Origin of the sequence: Brevundimonas sp. BR2-1 (assembly GCF_037626195.1) — a bacterium.
Taxonomy (GTDB): Bacteria; Pseudomonadota; Alphaproteobacteria; order Caulobacterales; family Caulobacteraceae; genus Brevundimonas.
The window spans coordinates 947,261-967,942 of record NZ_JARKMV010000001.1; the positions used below are offsets into that span (position 1 = coordinate 947,261).

Annotated in this window: 20 protein-coding genes; 11 read left to right on the forward strand and 9 right to left on the reverse strand. The window is 68.7% G+C overall.

The features are described 5' to 3' along the window. The first annotated feature begins 101 nt into the window (after positions 1-101). The 3 genes from BrevBR_RS04835 (at position 102) to BrevBR_RS04845 (ending at position 3,184) form a co-directional block, all read left to right on the forward strand. Positions 102-1,985, forward strand: coding sequence for a M20/M25/M40 family metallo-hydrolase (locus tag BrevBR_RS04835; protein WP_340000122.1), 1,884 nt, complete (start codon positions 102-104; stop codon positions 1,983-1,985). Then, positions 1,982-2,428, forward strand: coding sequence for a MaoC family dehydratase (locus tag BrevBR_RS04840; RefSeq protein WP_340000123.1), 447 nt, complete (start codon positions 1,982-1,984; stop codon positions 2,426-2,428). The genes BrevBR_RS04835 and BrevBR_RS04840 overlap by 4 nt, the downstream gene beginning before the upstream one ends. Positions 2,429-2,569: 141 nt before the next feature. Further along, positions 2,570-3,184 (forward strand): class I SAM-dependent methyltransferase, encoded by a 615-nt coding sequence (locus BrevBR_RS04845; RefSeq protein ID WP_340000124.1) that lies wholly within the window; start codon positions 2,570-2,572, stop codon positions 3,182-3,184. Positions 3,185-3,228: 44 nt separating this feature from the next. On the opposite strand, the gene BrevBR_RS04850 is transcribed toward BrevBR_RS04845, so the two are convergent. Then, positions 3,229-3,705 (reverse strand): SRPBCC family protein, encoded by a 477-nt coding sequence (locus BrevBR_RS04850; protein ID WP_340000125.1) that lies wholly within the window; start codon positions 3,703-3,705, stop codon positions 3,229-3,231. Between the two features lie 2 nt (positions 3,706-3,707). Continuing rightward, the gene (locus tag BrevBR_RS04855) at positions 3,708-4,004 is read right to left on the reverse strand and encodes an ArsR/SmtB family transcription factor (RefSeq protein WP_340000126.1); all 297 of its coding nucleotides are present in this window, start codon (positions 4,002-4,004) and stop codon (positions 3,708-3,710) included. A 356-nt stretch (positions 4,005-4,360) separates the two neighbouring features. On the opposite strand from BrevBR_RS04855, the gene recA reads away from it, so the two are divergent. Together recA and BrevBR_RS04865 are read left to right on the forward strand one after the other, a co-directional pair. Next, positions 4,361-5,443: a recombinase RecA gene (recA, locus tag BrevBR_RS04860; protein WP_332639782.1), complete on the forward strand. Its 1,083-nt coding sequence runs from the start codon at positions 4,361-4,363 to the stop codon at positions 5,441-5,443. Positions 5,444-5,804: 361 nt separating this feature from the next. Next, positions 5,805-6,272 (forward strand): hypothetical protein, encoded by a 468-nt coding sequence (locus BrevBR_RS04865; RefSeq protein WP_340000127.1) that lies wholly within the window; start codon positions 5,805-5,807, stop codon positions 6,270-6,272. A gap of 5 nt (positions 6,273-6,277) precedes the next feature. Here the strand turns inward: BrevBR_RS04865 and BrevBR_RS04870 are convergent, their stop codons facing one another. Further along, entirely contained in the window at positions 6,278-6,697 is a 420-nt protein-coding gene (locus BrevBR_RS04870) for a VOC family protein (protein ID WP_332639651.1), read from the reverse strand. 86 nt (positions 6,698-6,783) lie between these two features. On the opposite strand from BrevBR_RS04870, the gene BrevBR_RS04875 reads away from it, so the two are divergent. The 3 genes from BrevBR_RS04875 to BrevBR_RS04885 all read left to right on the forward strand — a co-directional run bounded on the left by BrevBR_RS04875 (position 6,784) and on the right by BrevBR_RS04885 (position 10,670). After that, positions 6,784-7,308 carry a MarR family winged helix-turn-helix transcriptional regulator gene (locus BrevBR_RS04875; protein ID WP_340000128.1) on the forward strand — a complete coding sequence of 175 codons (525 nt, stop codon included), beginning with the start codon at positions 6,784-6,786 and terminating at the stop codon, positions 7,306-7,308. Between the two features lie 71 nt (positions 7,309-7,379). Then, complete coding sequence (gene alaS / locus BrevBR_RS04880; RefSeq protein ID WP_332639653.1) at positions 7,380-10,049, forward strand: alanine--tRNA ligase; 2,670 nt, start codon at positions 7,380-7,382, stop codon at positions 10,047-10,049. 90 nt (positions 10,050-10,139) lie between these two features. Further along, on the forward strand, positions 10,140-10,670 hold the full coding sequence (locus tag BrevBR_RS04885) for a hypothetical protein (RefSeq protein ID WP_340000129.1): 531 nt from the start codon (positions 10,140-10,142) through the stop codon (positions 10,668-10,670). Positions 10,671-10,702: 32 nt separating this feature from the next. Here BrevBR_RS04885 and BrevBR_RS04890 read toward each other — a convergent pair whose 3' ends face one another. The 3 genes from BrevBR_RS04890 to BrevBR_RS04900 form a co-directional block, all read right to left on the reverse strand. Then, positions 10,703-11,269 carry a DUF2939 domain-containing protein gene (locus BrevBR_RS04890; RefSeq protein ID WP_340000130.1) on the reverse strand — a complete coding sequence of 189 codons (567 nt, stop codon included), beginning with the start codon at positions 11,267-11,269 and terminating at the stop codon, positions 10,703-10,705. 73 nt (positions 11,270-11,342) lie between these two features. Continuing rightward, complete coding sequence (locus BrevBR_RS04895; RefSeq protein WP_332639656.1) at positions 11,343-11,933, reverse strand: DUF2939 domain-containing protein; 591 nt, start codon at positions 11,931-11,933, stop codon at positions 11,343-11,345. Positions 11,934-12,084: 151 nt separating this feature from the next. Then, positions 12,085-13,302, reverse strand: coding sequence for an NADP-dependent isocitrate dehydrogenase (locus BrevBR_RS04900; RefSeq protein ID WP_332639657.1), 1,218 nt, complete (start codon positions 13,300-13,302; stop codon positions 12,085-12,087). Positions 13,303-13,483: 181 nt separating this feature from the next. Between BrevBR_RS04900 and BrevBR_RS04905 the strand changes: the two genes are divergently transcribed. Both BrevBR_RS04905 and BrevBR_RS04910 read left to right on the forward strand, forming a co-directional pair. Beyond that, positions 13,484-14,593: a DUF1176 domain-containing protein gene (locus BrevBR_RS04905; RefSeq protein ID WP_340000131.1), complete on the forward strand. Its 1,110-nt coding sequence runs from the start codon at positions 13,484-13,486 to the stop codon at positions 14,591-14,593. Further along, positions 14,590-15,504, forward strand: a complete 915-nt coding sequence (locus tag BrevBR_RS04910) for an NAD(P)/FAD-dependent oxidoreductase (protein WP_340000132.1) — start codon at positions 14,590-14,592, stop codon at positions 15,502-15,504. Before BrevBR_RS04905 ends, BrevBR_RS04910 begins: the two co-directional genes overlap by 4 nt. Positions 15,505-15,648: 144 nt before the next feature. Here the strand turns inward: BrevBR_RS04910 and BrevBR_RS04915 are convergent, their stop codons facing one another. Beyond that, a complete protein-coding gene (locus tag BrevBR_RS04915) occupies positions 15,649-17,493 on the reverse strand; it encodes a DUF885 domain-containing protein (protein ID WP_340000133.1) in 1,845 nt (614 codons plus the stop codon). Positions 17,494-17,702: 209 nt separating this feature from the next. Next, on the reverse strand, positions 17,703-17,834 hold the full coding sequence (locus BrevBR_RS04920; RefSeq protein WP_332639661.1) for a hypothetical protein: 132 nt from the start codon (positions 17,832-17,834) through the stop codon (positions 17,703-17,705). 99 nt (positions 17,835-17,933) lie between these two features. Here BrevBR_RS04920 and BrevBR_RS04925 point away from each other — a divergent pair, with 99 nt between their 5' ends. Then, a complete protein-coding gene (locus tag BrevBR_RS04925) occupies positions 17,934-18,866 on the forward strand; it encodes a LysR substrate-binding domain-containing protein (protein WP_340000134.1) in 933 nt (310 codons plus the stop codon). Here BrevBR_RS04925 and BrevBR_RS04930 read toward each other — a convergent pair. Then, positions 18,857-20,656, reverse strand: coding sequence for a DUF885 domain-containing protein (locus BrevBR_RS04930; RefSeq protein WP_340000135.1), 1,800 nt, complete (start codon positions 20,654-20,656; stop codon positions 18,857-18,859). The two genes, BrevBR_RS04925 and BrevBR_RS04930, sit on opposite strands and share 10 nt — an antisense overlap. Between the last annotated feature and the right edge of the window lie 26 nt (positions 20,657-20,682).

A 20,682-nucleotide genomic window follows, 5' to 3' on the forward strand; every position in this document is an offset into this window, starting at 1 on the left:
AATGTTCGGTCCAGGCTGGCGCCGGTCATCGCCTCCTTCGCCGGAGGATGACGAACCTATCATAGCCCGCTAGCGTAACCTTTCATCGGGGAGGATGGACCATGCGGTTGCTCTGGCTTGGCGGATCACTGGCGCTGGCTCTGCTGATCGCGGTGCTGACCCTGCAAAGTCCCCGCCCCGCGCCGGCCAGCGCGCCGGCGACGGACTTCTCCGCCGCCCGCGCCATGGTCGACGTCCGGGAGATCGCCCAACGCCCGCATCCGGTCGGCTCTGCCGACCATTTCCGGGTCCGGACCGTGCTGCTGCAGCGTATGGCCGCCCTCGGCCTGCAGACCTCCACCCAGACCGGTCCCTTCTCGCCCGAGGCCGTCCAGCGGATCGAGCGCAACGGCGGCTCCGCGGCCGGGCTCGAACTCGTCAATCTGATCGGAGTTCTGCCCGGGCGAGACCCGCGCCTGCCCGCCGTCGCCCTGATGGCCCATTACGACACCGTGCCGGTCTCCGCCGGGGCGGCCGACGACACCGCGGGCGTCGCCGCCATTCTCGAGACCGTGCGCGCCCTCCGCGCTCGAGGACCCGCCGACCGCACCCTGGTCGTCCTGCTGACCGACGGCGAGGAGCTGAACCTGGACGGAGCCCGCGTCTTCTGGGGCGGCCATCCCCTGCGCGACCGTATCGGCGCGGTGGTCAATCTGGAGGCGCGCGGCGGCGGCGGCCGCGCCATGATGTTCGAGACCGGGCGCGGCAATGCGCAGACCATCGGCCTGTTCGCCCGCGCGGGCGTCCGGGCGCCCGGCGGCGTCTCGTCCAACTCGCTGGCGGTCTTCGTCTATGAGTTGATGCCCAACGGCACCGACTTCACCATCCCCAAGAAACGCGGCGTCCAGGGGATCAATCTGGCCTTCATCGGCCTGCCCGACCAGTACCACGCCCGCGCCTCGACCCCGGACGCCCTGGATCAGGGCAGCGTGCAACACATCGGCTCGCAGGCGCTGGAAACCGCTGACGCCCTGCTGCGCGCCCGCGCCCTGCCCGCCGCGACGCAGAACCTCGTCTACGCCGATCTCTTCGGACGGGTGATTGTCGGCCATGCGCCGGCGACCGGCTGGCTGCTGCTGGGACTGGCCTTCCTCGGGCTGGGCGCGGCGATGTGGCGGGCGCGGTCGCACGCCGGCCTGACCTTCGCCGACGTCGGGCGCGGCATGGTCGATGGCCTGTGGTTCCTGTCGACCGGTCTGGTCCTGACCCAGACGGTGCGGCTGCTGGCCGGCCCGCTTTCGGGCCGCGCCGACAGCGCCGAGGCCTACTACACCCTGCTGGCCCGCCTCCCGTGGATGGAGGCCGGAACGGTGCTCACAGTCCTGGCCCTCGCCCTGGCCCTGATGGGCGGACGCACCCGGCCCGACCGCCGCGTCGTCGCGGGCGGGATCGCGGCCGCCGCCCTTCTGGCCCTCGGGCTCGGCGGCGTGAACGTCATCGTCATCGGCGCGGCCGTCGCAGCCATCGGCCTGTCGCTGTTCCCGGTCTTGTCCGCCCGGTCGGTCTGGGGCGGATGGAGCGGGCTGATCGGCCTGATCCTCATCGTCGCCTCGGCCGCGCAAGGCTTCGCGCCCGAGGCCGCCTTCCTGTTCGTCTGGACCGGCCTGCTGGCCGCCCTGACCGCCGTCGTCGCCGCCTTCCTCGATCCGGGGCTGACCCGCGCGAAATCCCTCGCGCCGGTCGCGGTCGCCGCCGTGCTGGGCGCCGGCTGGATCGCCGGGCTGGCCCACACGGTCTTCCTCGGCATCGGCATGGACCTGCCCGGCGTGCTCGTCCTGCTGGGCCTGCTGGTGCTGGTGGTCGTCCGGCCGCTCAGCCCTCAGCAGGCGATGGCGCGACCCTTGCTGATGGCCGCCATGGCGATCCTGCTGCTCGGCGCCGCCCTGTCGGGTGCGGCCCGGTTCGCCGAGCCCCAACCCGCTCCCGACACGATCGCCGCCGCATGACCGCGCCCCTCTGGCTGGAAGACCTGCACGTCGGTCAGACCTTCGTCTCCAGCTCCATCACCCTCACGGCCGAGGACATCAAGACCTTCGCCCGCCAGTTCGACCCCCAGCCCTTCCACCTCGACGAAGCGGCGGCCAGGGACAGTCTGTTCGGCGGTCTGGCCGCCAGCGGCTGGCATACGGCGGCCCTGACCATGAAACTGCTGGTCGAGGCGTTTCCGCTCGCCGGCGGCCTCATCGGCGCCGGCGGCGAGACGACCTGGCCGCGCCCGACCCGTCCGGGGGACACGCTCACCGTTCATGTCGAGGTGCTGGAAATCCTGCCGTCCCGGACCCGCCCCGACCGCGGCATGATCCGCACCCGCAGCGAGACCCGCAACCAACACGGCGAGGCTGTCCAGGTCTCCACGACCCGCATCGTGGCCTGGCGCCGGCCCGACTGAGGCCTCCCGCACAGCCGCGACGCCGAATGTCCAGTGCCGGTGGAAAGACTCGTGACCGCCTGCGGCCCTTGCGGACGTTCACCCCCGTGGCGTTCGGACAGACAAATCCCTAGCTTAGAACCTGGTTCGGGAGTGGCGGCGATGAGCACCCAGGCGCATTGGGAAAACGTCTATCAGACCAAGGCCGTGGACGACGTAAGTTGGTATCGGCCCCACCTGGAGGTGTCGCTGCGGCTCATTGCAGACGCTGCGCCGGACGCCGCCAGCGCCGTCATTGACGTGGGCGGCGGGGAAGCGACTCTGGTCGACGATCTCGTCGTGCGTGGCTACAGCGACGTCACGGTGCTCGACATTTCCCCGGCGGCGATTGACGTGGCGAAGGGCCGGCTGGGTCCGTCCGCCGCGGCCGTGCATTGGATCACTGGCGATATCACGGCCGTCGAATTGGAAGCGGCTCGCTACGATGTCTGGCACGACCGGGCCGTATTCCATTTCCTGACGAGCGCGGACGACCGTGCCGCATATGTTCGGCAGGTCGCCCGCGCGGTCAGGCCCGGCGGCCATGTGATTGTCGCGACCTTCGGGCCGGAGGGTCCGGAAAAGTGCAGCGGACTGGATGTCGTCCGCTACGACGCCGAACGCCTGCACGGCGAGTTCGGGCCGAAATTCCGTCTCCTGGACAGTGTCGCCGAACTGCACGAAACCCCTTGGGGTGCCGCTCAGCAGTTCATGTATTGCTTCTGTCGGGTGGAGTGAGACGGGAGGGACCGAATGGCTTCCGGTCCCTCCCCTTTCAGACTTCAGCGTGACGCTTCGGCGAACCGTTGAAGGTATAGCGGCCAGCCTTGGTCCGCCTTGACGCCGGCAGCGAGGCCCTGCCAGCCTTCGCCATGCCGGTCGAGATGACGGTGTTCCAGTTCCACCCTTGTCCGTCGCTCGCCCTCGGCGATGAAACGGACCTCCACTTCGCTTGAACGCGCCTGATCCGTCTCGATCTGCCAGCGCGGGCTGATGTCCCACGAGAAGACGAGACGGGTCGGCGGGTCGTAGGCCAGCACGCGGCCCCACTGACACTCGCTGCCGTCGACGCCCCGGTCGTAGACGCGACCGCCGACCTTCGGCTCGAAAACCGACAGCGCTATGTCGACGGCCAGCATGTTGTGTTCGCGGGGCTTGATGTGATCGAACCGCTCGGTGAACACCCTGAAGGCGCGCTCGACCGGAACGTCGAGGGTGATCTCCGTGCGGACGGAAGTGTCGGCGGTGTCTGAACTCATGGCTATTGGTCCTCTGCCTCGGCCTGCTGTTTGAGATTGATGAGGGTCTGACCCCAGAAGCGGTCGAGTTGCGCGCGCAACGCGGCGATACCTTCGGGGTTGGCGCGGTAGAGCCGTCGTGTGCCGACAGCCTGATCAACGACGAGGCCCGCCTCCTTCAGCAGTTTGAGGTGCTGGGACACCGCCGGCCGACTGACAGGGAGGCCATCGGCCAACTCCCGCACATTGCGCGGACGCACCGCGACCCGTTCAAGAATCGTTCGCCGTGTAGGGTCGGCAAGTGCGTTCCATCCGTCCATGAATGGTCATGTATCACTTACCGTAAGTGATTCCTAACGGATAATTTCGACAATCGGCTTGGCCTCGGATGCGGCGAAGTCGTTCCCCCTCGGGTCGAACTTCCAGGGCGAAATGGAAGTCCGCTTCCCACCCGTAGCGGCGCCCTGGATGGCTGCTTGCAGCCACCTGTCCTTCATTTGCGACGCGCCCTCGACCCAACCCCACACGTCAAAATTGGTCGTGCCCCTCCGACATCCTGAAAAGAACATATTGGCAACCGGAACAAACCGTGTACTAACTGCGTCTCAACAGGGAGCGGGTCCAGGCGGGTCTCTCCCGGAACCAGATGGGAATCATGGCAAGGGAGAGCGGCAAGGTGGCGGCACAGGCGAATTTGAAATTGGTGACCCGGGACGACGGCGACAAGCAGCGGGCTCTGGAGGCGGCGATCGCCCAGATCGACCGCGCCTTCGGCAAGGGCTCGGTCATGAAGCTGGGCAAGAACGGCGTGACCGAGGCCATTCCTTCGGTCTCGACCGGTTCGCTGGGGCTCGACATGGCGCTGGGCATCGGCGGTCTTCCGCGGGGCCGCGTCATCGAGGTCTTCGGACCTGAAAGCTCGGGCAAGACGACCCTGGCCCTGCACACCGTGGCCGAAATCCAGAAATCGGGCGGCACCGCCGCCTTCGTCGACGCCGAACACGCGCTCGACCCGGGCTACGCCCAGAAGCTGGGCGTCAACCTCGACGACCTGCTGGTGTCCCAGCCCGACACGGGCGAACAGGCGCTGGAAATCGTCGACACCCTGGTGCGCTCGGGCGCCGTGGACATCGTGGTGGTCGACTCCGTCGCCGCCCTGACGCCGCGCGCCGAGATCGAGGGCGAGATGGGCGACAGCCTGCCCGGTCTTCAGGCCCGCCTGATGAGCCAGGCCCTGCGCAAGCTGACCGCCTCGATCAACAAGTCGCAGTGCATCGTCCTGTTCATCAACCAGATCCGGCACAAGATCGGCGTCATGTACGGCTCGCCGGAAACCACGACGGGCGGAAACGCGCTGAAATTCTACGCCTCGGTCCGCCTCGACATCCGCCGCACCGGCGCGATCAAGGACCGCGACGAGGTCGTCGGCAACACGACCCGGGTCAAGGTGGTCAAGAACAAGGTCGCCCCGCCGTTCCGCGAGGTCATCTTCGACATCATGTACGGCGAAGGCATCTCCAAGCTCGGCGAGATCATCGACCTGGGGGTCAAGGCCGGCATCGTCGAGAAGTCGGGCAGCTGGTTCTCCTACGACAGCCAGCGCATCGGTCAGGGCCGCGAGAATGTGCGCGCCTTCCTCAAGGCCAATCCCGACGTCGCCGACTCGATCGAAAAGGCCGTGCGCGCCTCGACCAACAAGATCGCCGAGGAACTGCTGGGCACGCCCGAACCCGACGAGGGCCAGGATCTCGAGGGCTAGGGTCCGGCGAGTTCGCGGAGTCCGCACGTTTCGAAGCTGACTCCGCGCCTCACACCCGGGTCCGATGTGTCCGAATTGTCCGCAGCTTTCGAACCGGACTTTCGGTCACTCAAACAGACTTCTCCGGCCGGGTCCGCCGACCCGCCATCCGACCCCGCCGGGCCGGGCCGGACGGAGCGGCCGCTCGATCCCCACCCGGATCGGGCGGCCTTTTTTCTTGCGGGCCTTGCTCCGGGATGACGGACTCATAACCGCCTCGGGCACAACACGCATATCCCCGTCACAGTTACGTCGCATCGCGCGGACCTCTTGCCCCCTGTCCCGGGACCGCTAACCGTTCGCTCCAGGAGGACAGCACATCATGATCACCAAACCTGGCGCCCTTGCGCGCGCGGCGATTCTGGCCGGCCTGGCAGGGGGCGCAGCCGACATCCTGACGGCCTTCGTCATCTATCGTCCGGCCTCGCCCGTGCGGATCCTTCAGGCGGTCGGCAGCGGCCTGCTGGGCGCGGCCTCGTTCGAGGGCGGCATGGGCTCCGCCGCCGTCGGCCTGATCGCCCATTTCGCAATCGCCATCATCTTCGGCGGCATCTTCGTCGCCGCGGCGACCCAGGCGCCGGTGGCGCTGCGCAAGCCGGTGCTGTCGGGCCTGCTGTACGGGATCGTCGTCTATGGGGTCATGAACTCGATCGTCGTGCCGCTGTCGATGGCGGCCGAGCGGACCACGCCGCCCGACCATATGACCGCCCTGGGCGTCATGGCCCACGCCTTCTTCGGCCTGGCCCTGTCGTTCACGGCCGCGCGGATGCTGCGCAAGACCGTGATCTGAACCCGTCAGGCCCGCAGTTCGACGCCGTTGCCGTCGGGATCGGTGATCGAAAAGGACATGCCGTTGCCGCTCGCGCCATAGCGGACGCCCTCGGATTCGACCTCGACCCCGTGGCGGCGCAGGTGCTCGCGGGCCGCCTCGGGATCGAAGGCCGCGATGCGGATGCACACGTGGTCCATGTTGTGGGCGTCGGGGCCCGGAGCCGCGCCGCCGCGCTGGCCGATGACCCCGTCCACCGGCACGAGGTCGATCAACGACGATCCCGCGCGCAGCTGGATCAGGCCCAGGTCGTCGCGGCGGCGCTCGACCGGACAGCCCAGGATGCGGGTGTAGAAGTCCAGCGACCGGTCCAGGTCCGTGACTCGCAGGACGATGTGGTCGATGCCGGTGACCGTGAAGCCATTGGCGTGGGGGGCGGCGGTCATACCCGTTTCTCCTTGGTGTGAATGCGATGGCCAGTTATCTTGACGCCAAGATAAGACCTTTTGTCTCGACGTCAAGATATTTTCCCATGCCCGACGCACCCGACCATATCGACCGCCTTCAGGCCCAGTGGGCGCGGGAACTTCCGGACCTCGACACCCGCGGCATGGAGGTGCTGGGCCGGGCCCGGCGCATCGTGCTGCAGAGCCGCCCGGCCATCGAGGCGGTCTTCGCCCGCCATGGTCTGGACGCCGGAGAGTTCGACGTCCTCTCCACCCTGCGCCGCTCCGGTCCGCCGTATGCGCTGAGACCGACCGAGCTGTACCGCTCGCTGATGATCTCGTCGGGCGGCCTGACCGACCGACTGAACCGGCTGGTGCGCGCCGGCATGATCACCCGGCCGCCCTCGCCCGGGGACGGACGCAGCCTGCTGGTCCGGCTGACCGACAAGGGCCGCGCCGCCGCCGAGGCCGCGCTGCGCGAGGATATGGGCGTCGAGGCCGGCATGCTGGCCATGCTGAGCGACGCGGAACGCAAGGCCCTGGCCGACCTCCTGCGCAAGCTGGCCCTCGGCATGGAAGCGTCGCAGGCGGCGCAGAACGCCGATGGGTGATGCGCTCGGGGCGAAACACCTATATGGACGCTGCCTCCCCTGACCTCTTTCAGACGCGTTTGCGACCAACCATGGCCAGCCTCAAACAGATCCGCTCGACCTTCCTCGACTATTTCGCGGCCGACGGCCACGAGAAGGTCCACTCGGCTCCGCTGGTGCCGCAGAACGATCCGACCCTGCTGTTCGTCAACGCAGGCATGGTGCCGTTCAAAGACTATTTCACCGGCGCGGCCAAGCCGCCCTACCCGCGCGCCACCAGCTCCCAGAAATGCGTCCGCGCGGGCGGCAAGCACAATGATCTGGACAACGTCGGCTACACCGCGCGGCACCTGACCTTCTTCGAGATGCTGGGGAATTTCTCCTTCGGCGACTATTTCAAGGAACACGCGATCGACCGCGCCTGGACCCTGGTCACCAAGGATTTCGGGCTCGATCCGGACCGGCTGCTGGTCACCGTCTACATCGACGACGATGAGGCCTTCGACATCTGGAAGAAGGTCACGGGCTTCCCGGACCACAAGATCGTCCGCATCGCCGGCTCGGACAATTTCTGGGCCATGGGCGACAACGGTCCGTGCGGTCCCTGCACCGAAATCTTCTGGGACTATGGCGACCACGTCCCCGGCGGTCCTCCCGGCTCGCCGGATGAAGACGGCGACCGGTTCGTGGAAATCTGGAACAACGTCTTCATGCAGTTCGAGAAGGAGAATGACGAGATCGTCCGCTCCCTTCCCAAGCCCAGCGTCGACACCGGCATGGGCCTCGAGCGCATCGCCTCGGTGCTGCAGGGCAAGAATTCGGTGTTCGACACCGACCTTTTCCAGACCCTGATCGCGGCCTCGGCCGACGCCACCTCCACCGATCCGACCGGCGACATGGCCGCCAGCCACCGCGTCATCGCCGACCACCTGCGTTCGTCGTCCTTCCTGATCGCCGACGGCGTCACGCCCTCGAACGAGGGCCGCGGCTACGTCCTGCGCCGGATCATGCGCCGCGCCATGCGCCACGCCCATCTTCTGGGCGCCTCGGACCCGCTGATGCACCGTCTGGTGCCGACTCTGGTCTCCGAGATGGGCGAGGCCTTCCCCGAACTGAAGCGCGCCCAGGCCTTCGTCGAAGACACGCTGAAGCAGGAAGAGATCCGCTTCCGCACCACCCTGGGCCGCGGCATGGGCCTGCTTGAGGACGCCTCGCGCGACCTTGGCGAGGGCGGCGTCCTGTCGGGCCAGACGGCCTTCACCCTCTACGACACCTACGGCTTCCCGCTGGACCTGACCCAGGACGAGGCGCGCCGCCGCGGCTTCACCGTCGACACCGACGCCTTCGACGCCGCCATGAACGAGCAGAAGGCCCGCAGCCGCGAGCACTGGACCGGCTCGGGCCAGACCGCCTCGACCGGCGAATGGCTGGCCCTGCGAGACCGCCTGGGTCCCACCGTCTTCACCGGCTATGACGCCGTCGAGGGGTCAGGCGAGGTCCTGGCCATCGTGCGCGGCGGCGCCTCTGTCGACGAGCTCGCGCCCGGCGAAACCGCCGAGGTCCTGTTCGATCAGACGCCCTTCTACGGCGAAGGCGGCGGTCAGGCCGGCGACCGCGGCGAGATCGAATGGACCGACGCCACCGGCCAGCAGGGCTCGGCCACGGTGCTGGACGTCCAGAAGCACGCCGGCGACCTGTTCGCCCACCGCATCGAGGTCACCTCGGGCACGCTCGCCATCGGCGCCCGCGCCCAGCTGCGCTCCAGCGCCGCCGCCCGCCTGACCACCCGCGCCAATCACTCGGCCGCCCACCTGCTGCACAAGGCCCTCGCCAATGTGCTGGGCGGTCACGTGGCGCAGAAGGGCCAGATGGTCGACGCCGAACGCCTGCGCTTCGACTTCAGCCACAACGCCCCCGTCACCGAGGACGAACTGGCCCGGATGGAGGATGAGGTGAACGCCGTCATCCGCCAGAACCTGCCCGCCGAGACGAAGATGATGGCCCCGCAGGAGGCCATCGCCGCCGGCGCCGTCGCCCTGTTCGGCGAGAAATACGGCGACGAGGTCCGCGTCCTGACCCTCGGCCGCGACCTTGTCCAGGCCGACAAGCCCTATTCGGTCGAACTCTGCGGCGGCACGCACGTCGCCCGCACCGGCGATATCGCCCTGTTCAAGATCACCTCCGAGACGGGCATCGCCGCCGGCGTGCGCCGCATCGAGGCCCTGACCGGCGAGGCCGCGCGCCAGTATCTTCTGGCCCAGGCCGGGGTGGCGAAAGCCCTCGCCCAGTCCTTCAAGGTCCAGGTGGCCGACGTTCCCGCCCGCGTCGAGGCTCTCACCGCCGACCGCCGCGCGCTGGAGAAACAGGTCGCCGATCTGAAGAAGCAACTCGCCCTTGGTGGCGGCGGCGCATCCGCCAACGCCGCGCCGGAAGAGATCAACGGCGTCAAACTGATCGCCCGGGTGCTGGACGGGGTCGACGGCAAGGGCCTGCGCGGCGTCGCCGAGGACTTCCGCAAACAGGTCGGCACGGGCGTCGTCGCCCTGATCGGCCTCACCGACGGGAAGGCGGCCGTCACCGTCGCGGTGACGTCGGACATGACGGACAAGGTCAACGCCGCCGATCTGGCGCGCGCGGCGGTCATCGCGATGGGCGGACAGGGCGCGGGCGGCAAGGCCGACTTCGCCCAAGGCGGCGCTCCAGACGGATCGAAGGCGGAGGCTGGTCTGGCCGCGGTGCGGGCGGCGCTGGAAAACTCCTGACATACAGCAAGGCGCAGGTATTCGCCGTAACAACGGTTGACAAACACGCCTCGATTAGTGCTTCGTTAAGAATACGGTCGGGGAAGGACCATGCGACCCACGCTCAAAAGGTTGTGGTGTAGACACGAATTCTACTGGTCCGAGCGGCATCAGACAGAGCGATGCCGCAAATGCGGAAATTGGGCGACCCAACCCGCCGACATCTCGAAAACGCCCCCGCCGCCGACGCCGCGGAGCGCCACTGTACTGGAGCCGGTCACGCCGATCGTCCCGCCGCCGGTCCAGAAACCGGAACCGGACGTCCTCGACGTTTCGAACGCCGGCGATGCAGCCGTCGAAACCGGAGCGGCCGGGGCGAGGCCGCCCCGCCCGACCACCCGTGTTCCAGCCGGGGCGGGCGCGCGCCGGGAGGTCCTGCTTTCGCACTTCACGCGACTGGCCAGCGGAGAAGAACTGGCCAGGCTGGAGGTCCTCGATCTGGTCATGGGCCTGCTGGAGGACGCTCACGTCCACAATCCGGTTATATTCGGGCCCGAGGCCGCCTCGCGGTTTGCTGACCTTCATCAGGCTTCCGTCGGCGAGTGGTTGAACTGGCCCGAGCCCGAGCGGCGGTCTGCATAGCGGCCGGGTGCCTGGCGACGAGGCGCCCCGGGTCAGCCCGGTTGGACCTCTTGCCCGCTCTGCAGGTCCACCGCCGCCAGCTTCCACTCGAACAGGCCGCGCCGCTCCATGATCAGCGCCAGATGGTCGTCGGGCCGGTCGCGGTCCGTCAGGGTGACGGCGAATTCGTTCAGGCTGCGATAGCCCCACGACTGGTGGATATCGTTCCCGTCGCGCTCGTCGGCGGGGTCCGGGTCGCCCGGTTTCGTAGGGTCGGGCGCCTCGGCGGTCGTGACCATGTGCGCCACCACCTCTGGCGTGACCAGGGTGTCCACCGCGCCTGACAGCAGCATCGGCGCCAGCATCAGGCCCAGTCCCCCCAGTCCGCTTTCGACGACGCGGGGATCGCGCCGCATCCGCGCGATCAGCTCGGCGTTCAGCTCCTCCTTCAGGCTGCCGCGCAGCGAGGGGAAGTCGACCAGCTGTTCGATCTTGCGCGAGTCTCCGGCCTTGGCCGCATGGATCAGTGCCCTGGCCGCCAGCACGGGCGACGCCGCCCATGCGAGCGCGAACCCGGCCGCGGCCGCCACGGCGACGCCGACGATAAGCTTTCTGGCCATACTTCCCTCTGGCGTCGAAACGCCGTCCCGCCGTTACGGTAACCGGGAATCGGCCGGCAGCGCCAGCCTGTCGTCAACCGCCCTTGCGGTCGGTGTCGCGGACCACGGGCGGCAAGGGAGCCACGCCCTCGGGCAGGCCGATGTGAACCAGCTTCCACTCGAACGGCCCCTTGCGCTCGAAGGTGAAGATGGTCTCCGAGCCGCCGTCGTCTGTGACGCTCATACGCGCGCGGTTCATGCCCCAGTAGACCGGACGCGGCATGGGCCCGCCGGTGGTCGTGACGTCCGGCGAAGGCAGGGGTCCGCCGGTGCGCTGCGAGGCGTAGCGCCCCTCGCCGCGCGTCAGGGCCGCGAGGGCGGCGGGGGTCAGATAGGCCTCCACGTCGGGCGCCTGGGGCGCGGCCGCCTGCTCGATCTGGCGGCGCACCGCGCCGATGGGGTCTTCCATGAAGGACGGGGCCGGGGCGACGGCGGCGGGGTTGCCGTCCAGCTGAGGCCGCAGCGACTGGCGCACCGCGCCGTAGTCGATCAGCCGGGCCAGACCGGCTGTGTCATTGGCGTCCGCCGCCGATCTCACCGCGAAGAAGGCGACGCCGGGCGCCGCGAAGAAGCTGACCGCCATGACAGCGATGAAAGCGACGATGAACCTGCCGACAAACTTCATGGAATGCCTCCCCGGACGGGCCAACAATGCACGAACGCCGGTTTCGCTCAAACGAAAGGCTCGCCGGACGCGAGTCCGGCGAGCCCTGGTTGGTCTGACACGATCCGCGCTCAAGCAAGCGAGCGACCGCGTCGCGAGCGATAGCGCCCTTCTAGGAGGCCTTCATCGCCTTCGTCAGGTTCTCGGCCACCTTGTCGAGGAAACCCTCGGTGGTCAGCCAGCCCTGCTGATCGCCGACCAGCAGCGCCAGGTCCTTGGTCATGTAGCCGGCCTCGACGGTCTCGACGACGACGCGTTCCAGCGTGTCGGCGAAGGTCGCCAGCTCGGCATTGCCGTCCAGCTTGGCGCGGTGCGAGAAGCCACGCGTCCAGGCGTAGATCGAGGCGATCGAATTGGTCGAGGTCGCTTCGCCCTTCTGGTGTTGGCGATAGTGGCGGGTGACGGTGCCGTGGGCCGCTTCCGATTCCAGGACCTTGCCGTCCGGGGTCATCAGCACCGAAGTCATCAGACCCAGCGAGCCGAAGCCCTGCGCCACCACGTCGGACTGCACGTCGCCATCGTAGTTCTTGCAGGCCCAGACGAAGCCGCCCGACCATTTGATGGCCGCGGCCACCATGTCGTCGATCAGGCGGTGCTCATAGGTCAGGCCCTTGGCCTTGAAGTCGGCGGCGAATTCCTCGTCGAACACCTTCTGGAAGATGTCCTTGAAGCGGCCGTCATAGGCTTTCAGGATCGTGTTCTTGGTCGACAGATAGACCGGGAAATTGCGCTGCAGGCCGAAGGCGAAGCTGGCGCGGGCGAACTCGGTGATCGAGTCATCGAGATTGTACATGCCCATGGCGATGCCGGCCGAGGGGAAGTCGAACACCTCATGCTCGATCTCCTGCCCGTCATTGCCCACGAATTTGATGGTCAGCTTGCCGGGACCGGGGATCAGGAAGTCGGTGGCCTTGTACTGGTCGCCGAAGGCGTGGCGGCCGACGACGATCGGCTGGGTCCAGCCAGGGACCAGACGCGGCACGTTCGAGCAGATGATCGGCTCGCGGAAGACCACGCCGCCCAGGATGTTGCGGATGGTGCCGTTCGGCGACTTCCACATCTTCTTGAGGCCGAACTCCTTCACCCGCGCCTCGTCGGGGGTGATGGTGGCGCATTTCACGCCCACGCCGTGCTTCTGGATCGCCCTGGCCGCATCGATCGTCACCTGATCGTCGGTGGCGTCGCGGTTCTCCATGCCCAGGTCGTAGTAGTCGAGCTCGAGGTCCAGGAAGGGGAAGACCAGCTTGTCCTTGATCATCTGCCAGATGATCCGGGTCATCTCGTCGCCGTCGATGTCCACGATGGGGTTGGCGACCTTGATCTTGGCCATGCGGGTGTTCGCCTCTGACTGGGGATGGGGAGTGAGCGCGCGGTATAGCGGGGCGCGCGGGCGGGCGCAAAGGGCGCGCGGGAACCGTTCGGATCGTGGATCGATAAGAGGGGGCCTTCCGCGGGATTTCGGTTAACGTCCGCCAAGGGCGAAGGGCCCGGCTGGATCTGGGGGACGGACAATGCGGTATCTTGGAGGAGCCTGCCTCGCGGCCATGGCGCTGACGGCGTGCGGTCAGGAAGACCAGACCGCGGCGGCTGCCGCCCCGCCTCCCGGCCAGGCCGCAGCCGTGCAGAACGCGGCTCCGGCGGCGGCGGCGCGGAGTGAAAACCGCGCGTTCCGCGACTGGCGCGCCACCTGCGACAACACCAACGACTGCGTCGCCTTCGGCCCCGCAAGCGAGGGTACGGGCTGGGTGCGTGTCGGCTCGGCTCCGGGTCCCGACGGCGCGCGAACCGTCACGGTCGGCTTCTGGCCTTCCGGTGGCGACGGCCTGACCGGGTCGGTCACCCTGACCCTGGACGGCCGGCGCCACGTTGCGGCGGCCATCGCGGGGGATCACGATCCTTTGGGCGCGGCGGAAGTCCGCCCGGCAGACGCCGCCGCCCTTGCCTCCGCCCTCGCCGCCGGACAGACCCTGACCCTGGCGGGCGCCGGCGAGACGGTCCCGATATCGCTGTCGGGGGCCGCGGCGGCCATGCTCTGGATCGACGAGCGTCAGGGACGTCTCGACACGACGACCGCCCTCGTCCGCAAGGGAACGCGGCCCGCATCGTCCGTGCCCGGCGCGGCGCCGGCCCCGCAGGTTATCCCGGCGCCGCCGATCGCCCAGACCGGCTTCGGCGACACAGGCCAGACTCTCCCCGCAGCGCTGGAGGCCGTGGCGGCGGTCAAGGCGTGCAGGGCCGAGATCGGCGAGACCGCGATGGGCGATCAGATCATGTCGGCGCGGCTCGACGCCTCGACCGAGCTCTGGGCGGTGCCGTGCTTCGCCGGCGCCTACAACATCGGCCACGACTGGTATCTGACCGGGCCGGGCGGACGGAACCCTCGTGCGGTCAGCCTGGCGTCCGCGACGGGCGAGAGCGGTCCGGGAACGATCAACGGCGGCTACGATCCCGAAACCCGCACCATCTCCGCCTTCTCCAAGGGCCGCGGCATCGGCGACTGCGGTACGGCCTCGACCTGGACCTGGACCGGCAGCGCCTTCGTCCTCAGCGCCGAATCGTCCATGGGCGAGTGCTGGGGCGTTCCGGCTGATTTCTGGCCCACGACCTGGCGAACGCGATGAGCGACGACGGCCCCGAAATCCTGATCGTCGGGGCCGGCCCCGCCGGCCTGACCGCCGCCACCTATCTGGCGCGGTTCCGGCGGCGCGTGCTGGTCGCCGACGGCGGCGCGCCCCGGGCCTGCTGGATACCGCTCAGCCACAACATGCCCGGCTTTCCCAGCGGCGTGACCGGCGATGCGATCCTGCGGCGGATGACGGAGCAGGCCGAGGAATTCGGCGCGGTCATCGAGGGCGGCCGGGTCGAAACCCTGACGCGTGACGGCGACGGCTTCATCGCCCGGCTGAACGGCCGCGGAGTGTTCGTCCGCGCCGTCCTTCTGGCCACCGGCGTGATTGATCATCACCCTGATCTTCCGGGTGTCGAGCGCGCCATCGAGCGGTCGCTGGTCCGCATCTGCCCGATCTGCGACGGTTACGAGGCCATCGACAAGGCGGTCGCGGTGATCGGCGACGACGACAAGGGCGTGCGCGAGGCCGCCTTCCTGCGCACCTATTCCGACCGCGTGACCCTGATCCACATCGGGCCCGCCGAGGCCCTGACCGAGCACGGCGAAATGGAGCGGATGGGAATCGAGCTGATCCGCGCCCCGATCGACAATGTTCAACTTGAGGGCGACCGGGTCACCGCCCTCAGCTGGGGCGGAAGTTTCCGCAGCTTCGACCTGGTGTATTCGGCGCTGGGCACCTCGCCCAACGCGGACCTTGCCGAGGGGCTGGACGCGCGGGTCGGCGACGACGGGCGCCTGTTCGTCGATGCGCACCAGGCCACCAGCGTGCCCGGCCTGTACGCCGCCGGCGACGTCGTGCGGGGGCTGAACCAGATCGCCGTCGCCGGGGCCGAGGCCGCCATCGCGGCCACCGCCATCCACAACGCCTTGCGCGAAGCCGACGGCTGGACGGTGCGGGACTAGCCTACGTCCAGAATTGACGCATGCGCATGCTTACATGGTCCAGACCCGTCAGGTCCGGTCTTTGACAACCGAAACTCGTGGCGACGCCAGCCATCACCGCCGAGATGAAGTGGACTCAGTGGACTCTTCGGACGGTGTTTTTCGTCAGGCCAGCCGCGCCGCCGTCCACTGATCGACCACACGGCCCAGCACCTCCAGCGGCATGGCCCCGCCGTCCAGCACCGCCGAGTGGAAGCTCTTGATGTCGAACCGGTCGCCGGTCCGCTCGCGGGCGACGGTCCTCAGCCGGTCGATCTCGGTGTGGCCGATCTTGTAGCCGCAGGCCTGACCGGGCCAGACGCAGTAGCGCTCGATCTCGCTCTCGGCCGCGCCAGGCGCCAGGCCCACGGTGTCGACCATATAGGCGATGGCCTGTTCGCGGCTCCAGTCCAGGGCATGGATGCCGGTGTCGATGACGATGCGCGCCGCCCGGTACAGGAAGGACTGGTGGTAGCCCAGCCTGCCCTCGGTGAAGCCGTCATACATGCCCAGCTCGTCGGCCAGCTGTTCGGCGTACAGGGCCCAGCCCTCGCCATAGGCGTTGAAGCCCAGCGACTTGTGCAGCAGGGGCGTGCCGGTCGCCTCCAGCGCCAGCGCGCCCTGCAGGTGATGCCCCGGCAGACTCTCGTGATAGGTCAGGGTCGGCAGGGCCCAGCGTGGCCAGATCGCCGTGTCGACCAGGTTGATATAGTAGGCGCCTGGCCGCGACCCATCCAGGGACGGGCTCTGGGCGTAGCCGCGCGGCGCCCCCAGTTCGATGGCCGGCGGCACCCGGCGCACCTCGACCCGCGCGCGCGGCAGGCGCTCAAACACATCGGGCAGCCGCGCCTCGATGGCGGCGACCTGCCGGTTGAGGTCGGCCAGCAGCGCGGAGCGGCCCTCGTCCGTATTCGGATAAAGATATTCAGGCTGGCGCCCGAAGGCGGTCAGGCGCGCGCCGACCGAGCCCTCGGTATAGCCGCGCTGGCGCAGCAGCGGATCGGCCAGCGCCTCGATCTGCGCCACCTGATCGAGCCCGACCTGATGCGCCTCGCGCGGGGTCAGACCGGTCGAGGTCTGGAACCGGAGACACAGGTTGTAATAGGCGTCACCATTCGGGCGCGTGCCGACCCCCGCGTCATGCGCTGCGTTCGAAAGATGCCGCTCCATCTGCGCGATCTGGGCGTCCAGCGCCGCCGCGACCGGCCCGTCCACCAGCGCCGCCGCCCGCCGCGCCCAATCGCCGGCGACCCCGGCCTCGGACGTCTTGCGAACGAGGGATCGGACAAGACCGGCGCCCTCTCCGGTCTCGCTGCGCAGGGCGCGAAGCTGGGTCAGGGCCTTGTTGATCACGAAGTCGGGCGGAACGATCCCGTGGTCGGCCGCATCCGAGGCCGAGCGCGCCGTCTCATGGTTCATGCCCTCGGCGAAACTCTCCAGCCGCGACAGATAGGCTTCTGCGTCAGCTGCCGAGGCGACCGAATGCTGGCTGTCGAGGAAGTCCGGAACGGCCTGATACAGGCCGGTCAGCTGGGTGATCACATACGGACAGGGGTAGCCGTAGCTGTCGACGCCGCCGAAGGGGAAGGCGGCGATTTCCGCCGAACGGTCCGCCATCCAGACCACGGTGTCGAAATCCGAACGGTCCCGGCCCGTCAGGCCCGAAGCGTCGATGGCGCCCAGAGCCGGGCGGGCCTCGGCAATCGGCTTGAAGATGTTCAGCCGGTCCTCATAGCTGCGGCTGTCGAGGCGGGATTTCAGCGCGGCGCGCGGGCCCACGTCCAGCCCGAGGCCCGTGGCCCCAATCGGCGAGGCCTCCAGCGTGCCCTCGAAGATGGCGTCATACAGGGCCCGGGCCCGGGACCTCGCGTCGCCCTGCCAGGCCGGAACGCCGGCGCGGGCGACGGCGGGAAGGGCGAGAAGCCCCAGGCCGCCGGCGGCGGAGGTCAGCAGGCGGCGGCGACTGAGCATGGCTTTTTCCCCGAAGAGCGCCTCACCCTCGCGCGGCGGCCTCCGCCTGACAAGGTCCGGGGATTGAATGTCCAGCGCCGACACGGCTCAGCCCGGACCCCGGGAGCAGGAGACTCCAGGATCCGGGCCTCGACCCATCGGGGGGCCGACGATCACGCCTTGGGGAGAAGGGAATTTCGCCTGCGGCAGACCGGATGGGCGAACCCGGCTCAGCGGCTCCAGGGCGTAACGATGCGGTCCGGGGTGCGCAGGCGTTGGCGCGTCCGGCTACGACGCCAGTCGTGCAGGACGGACAGCCAGCCCCATGCAGGCTCCTTATGGGTGTGATGTATCTCTTCCATCTCGGCCTCCTCTGGCCTTGCTCTGCTGATATGACCAAGATGGGCTTGACACCGGCGCCGTACAAACCAGATTGTAGCTCCATCACATAAGGTTCGCTTATGGCCGATCCCCTCGCCGGCATTCCTCTCGCCTCGATCCGCGTGTTCGAGGCCGCCGCCCGTCTGAAGAGTTTCACCCGCGCCGCCGAGGAACTGGGCATGACCCAGGCGGCGGTCAGTTGGCAGATCAAGGCGCTGGAGGGCCGGCTGGGTCAGAGCCTGTTCCGCCGCCTGCCCCGCGAGGTCCAGCCGACCGAAGGCGGCGAGCGGCTGTCCCGCGCCGCCACCGAGGCCATGACCCTGCTGCGCCGCGCCGTCAGCGACCTGACCGAGGCCGACGAACATATCCTGTCGATCACCACCCTGGCCTCGCTGGCGGCGCAGTGGCTGGCGCCGCGGCTGGGCGCCTTCCAGGTCGCCAATCCCGGGTTGGCGGTGCGGCTGGACACCAATCCCGTCCTGCTCGACCTGTCCCGCGAGGGCTTCGACGTCGGTCTGCGCTCGGGGCACGGCGACTGGCCGGGCATGGAAAGCCAGTTGCTGATGCCCAGCGTCTTCACCCCGGTCTGCAGCCCGGCCATGGCCGAACGGCTCAAGTTGACCGAACCCGCCGACCTGCTCCATGCGCCGCGGATCGGGATGGAGAAGGAATGGGCCGCCTGGTTCGCCGCCGCGGGCGTCAGCGGCGGCGCCCCGGCCATGACCCGGCTGACGGCCGACTATCAGGTGCTGGAAGTTGCTGCCGCCCTGGGCGATCAGGGCGTGGCCCTGGCCTCGCCCATCCTGTTCGCGCGCGAACTGCGCAACGGCCTGCTGGTCCGCCCCTTCGCCCAGACGGTGTCATTCCACACCGGCTACTATCTGGTCTGGCCCGAGGGACGCCGGCGGTCGCCCAAGATCGCCCGCTTCCGCGAATGGCTGGCCGCCCAGGCCGACGCCGATCCCACGATCATCGCCGCCCGGAAGGTGCTGGCGGCAGAGGCTCAGGCCTGAGCGCTCATCAGCCCTTCCAGCACCGCCAGCGGCACCGACCCGTTCAGCAGAACCCGGTCGTGGAAGGTTTTCAGATCGAAGCCCGAACGGGCCTCGGCCTCGGCCCGCAGGCGCGCGATCACCGTCTGGCCCAGCTTGTAGGAACAGGCCTGGCCGATGGAGACGCAGTAGCGGTCGATCTCCTTCTCGGCCGATTCCGGCGGCTCGCCGCATTCCTCGATCATGTACCGGATGGCCTGATCGCGGCTCCAGCGCTTGTGGTGCAGGCCGGTGTCGACGACCAGACGCACGGCCCGGAACAGATACGACTGCAGATAGCCCACACGGCCCAGCGGATTGCCGGCGTAGACATCCAGATCGTCGGCCGCCACGCGCTCGGCGTACAGCGCCCAGCCCTCATTGTAGGCCGAGTTGCCGGCGACGCGGCGGTAGATCGGCAGGCTGCCCGCCTCGCGCGCCACGGTGATCTGGAAATGGTGGCCGGGGCTGGCCTCGTGATAGGTCAGGGTCGGCAGACCCCATTTGGGCCAGTTCGCCGTGTTCGACAGGTTGATGTAGTAGGCGCCCGGCCGCGAACCATCCAGCGACGCCGCCTGATAATAGCCGCCCGGCGCGCCCAGTTCGATCGCCGGCGGTACGCGGCGGATTTCGACCGGGGCCTTGGGCAGGGTGTTGAACACCCGGGGAAGCAGCGGCGTCAGCTCGGCCATCTGGCGGTTCAGCGAGCCGATCAACTCGACCTTGGCCTCGTCTGTGTTGGGCCACAGATGTTGCGGATCTTCGCTGAGCGACTTGATCCGCTGGCCGACCGACCCCTCGGTCATGCCCATCCCCTTCAGGATGGCGTCAATCTCGGCCTGGATTTCGGCGACCTGCTGCAGGCCGGTGTCGTGGACCTGTTGCGGGCTGTAGTCGGTGGTGGTGTAGGCGCGCAGCGCCAGGGCGTAGGTCTTGTCGCCCTGCGGCAGCTTCCAGGCCCCGGCGTCCTCCGTGGCGCTCGGGCGCTGGGCCTCGAACACGGCGATCTGGCGGCCCAGCGCCGGCTTGACCTCGGCCTCGACGATGGCGGCGGCGCGGGGGCCCCAGTCTCCGGCGATTCCCTTCTCGCCGGTCTTGCGCACCAGCGCCTGGATCATGGCCATGTCGGTGGGCGCCGTGTCGCGCAGGGTGCGCAGCTGGGTCAGGGTCTTGTCCATCAGGAAGGACGGCAGCATGACGCCCAGACCCGCGTCCGCCGTAATCCGTTCGTTCTCCTGATCGAGCACGACCGCGAAGGCCGACAGGCGCGAGAGGAAGGCCTCGGCGTCGGCCTGCGTCTCGACCCGGTGCTGATTGGCCATGAAGTCCGGTAGCGAGAAATAGGCGCCCGACCGCTGGGTCACGACATAGGGCCCGATGCCGCCGCCATAGGGGATGTCAGCCGCGCGCGCGGCGCCCTCGGCCGTGAAGCGATAGACGGCCAGGGAGACCTTGGCCTGATCGGACAGGCCCGCTTCGGACACCGTCTGGATTTCAGCCCACCGGGCCCGGGCGCGCGCGCGGTCCATCTCGGCGTCCGCCAGACCGACCTGCCGCAGCTTGCCGGTCAGGCCGGCGCGCGCGTCGCGATCCAGCCCGAGGTTGGTGGCGTACTCCGGCGACAGGTCCACGTTCTCGTTGAACCAGCGGGTCAGTATGGCGTCCAGCCGGGCGTCCGCTTCGGACAGGGCCGGAGCCTGTGCGGCGGCAGGCACAGCGGCCATCAGGCCGAAGCCGGCGGTAGAGAGCAACAGACGACGGCGGTCGAGCATGGGAAAATCCTCGGATGGCGACTGTG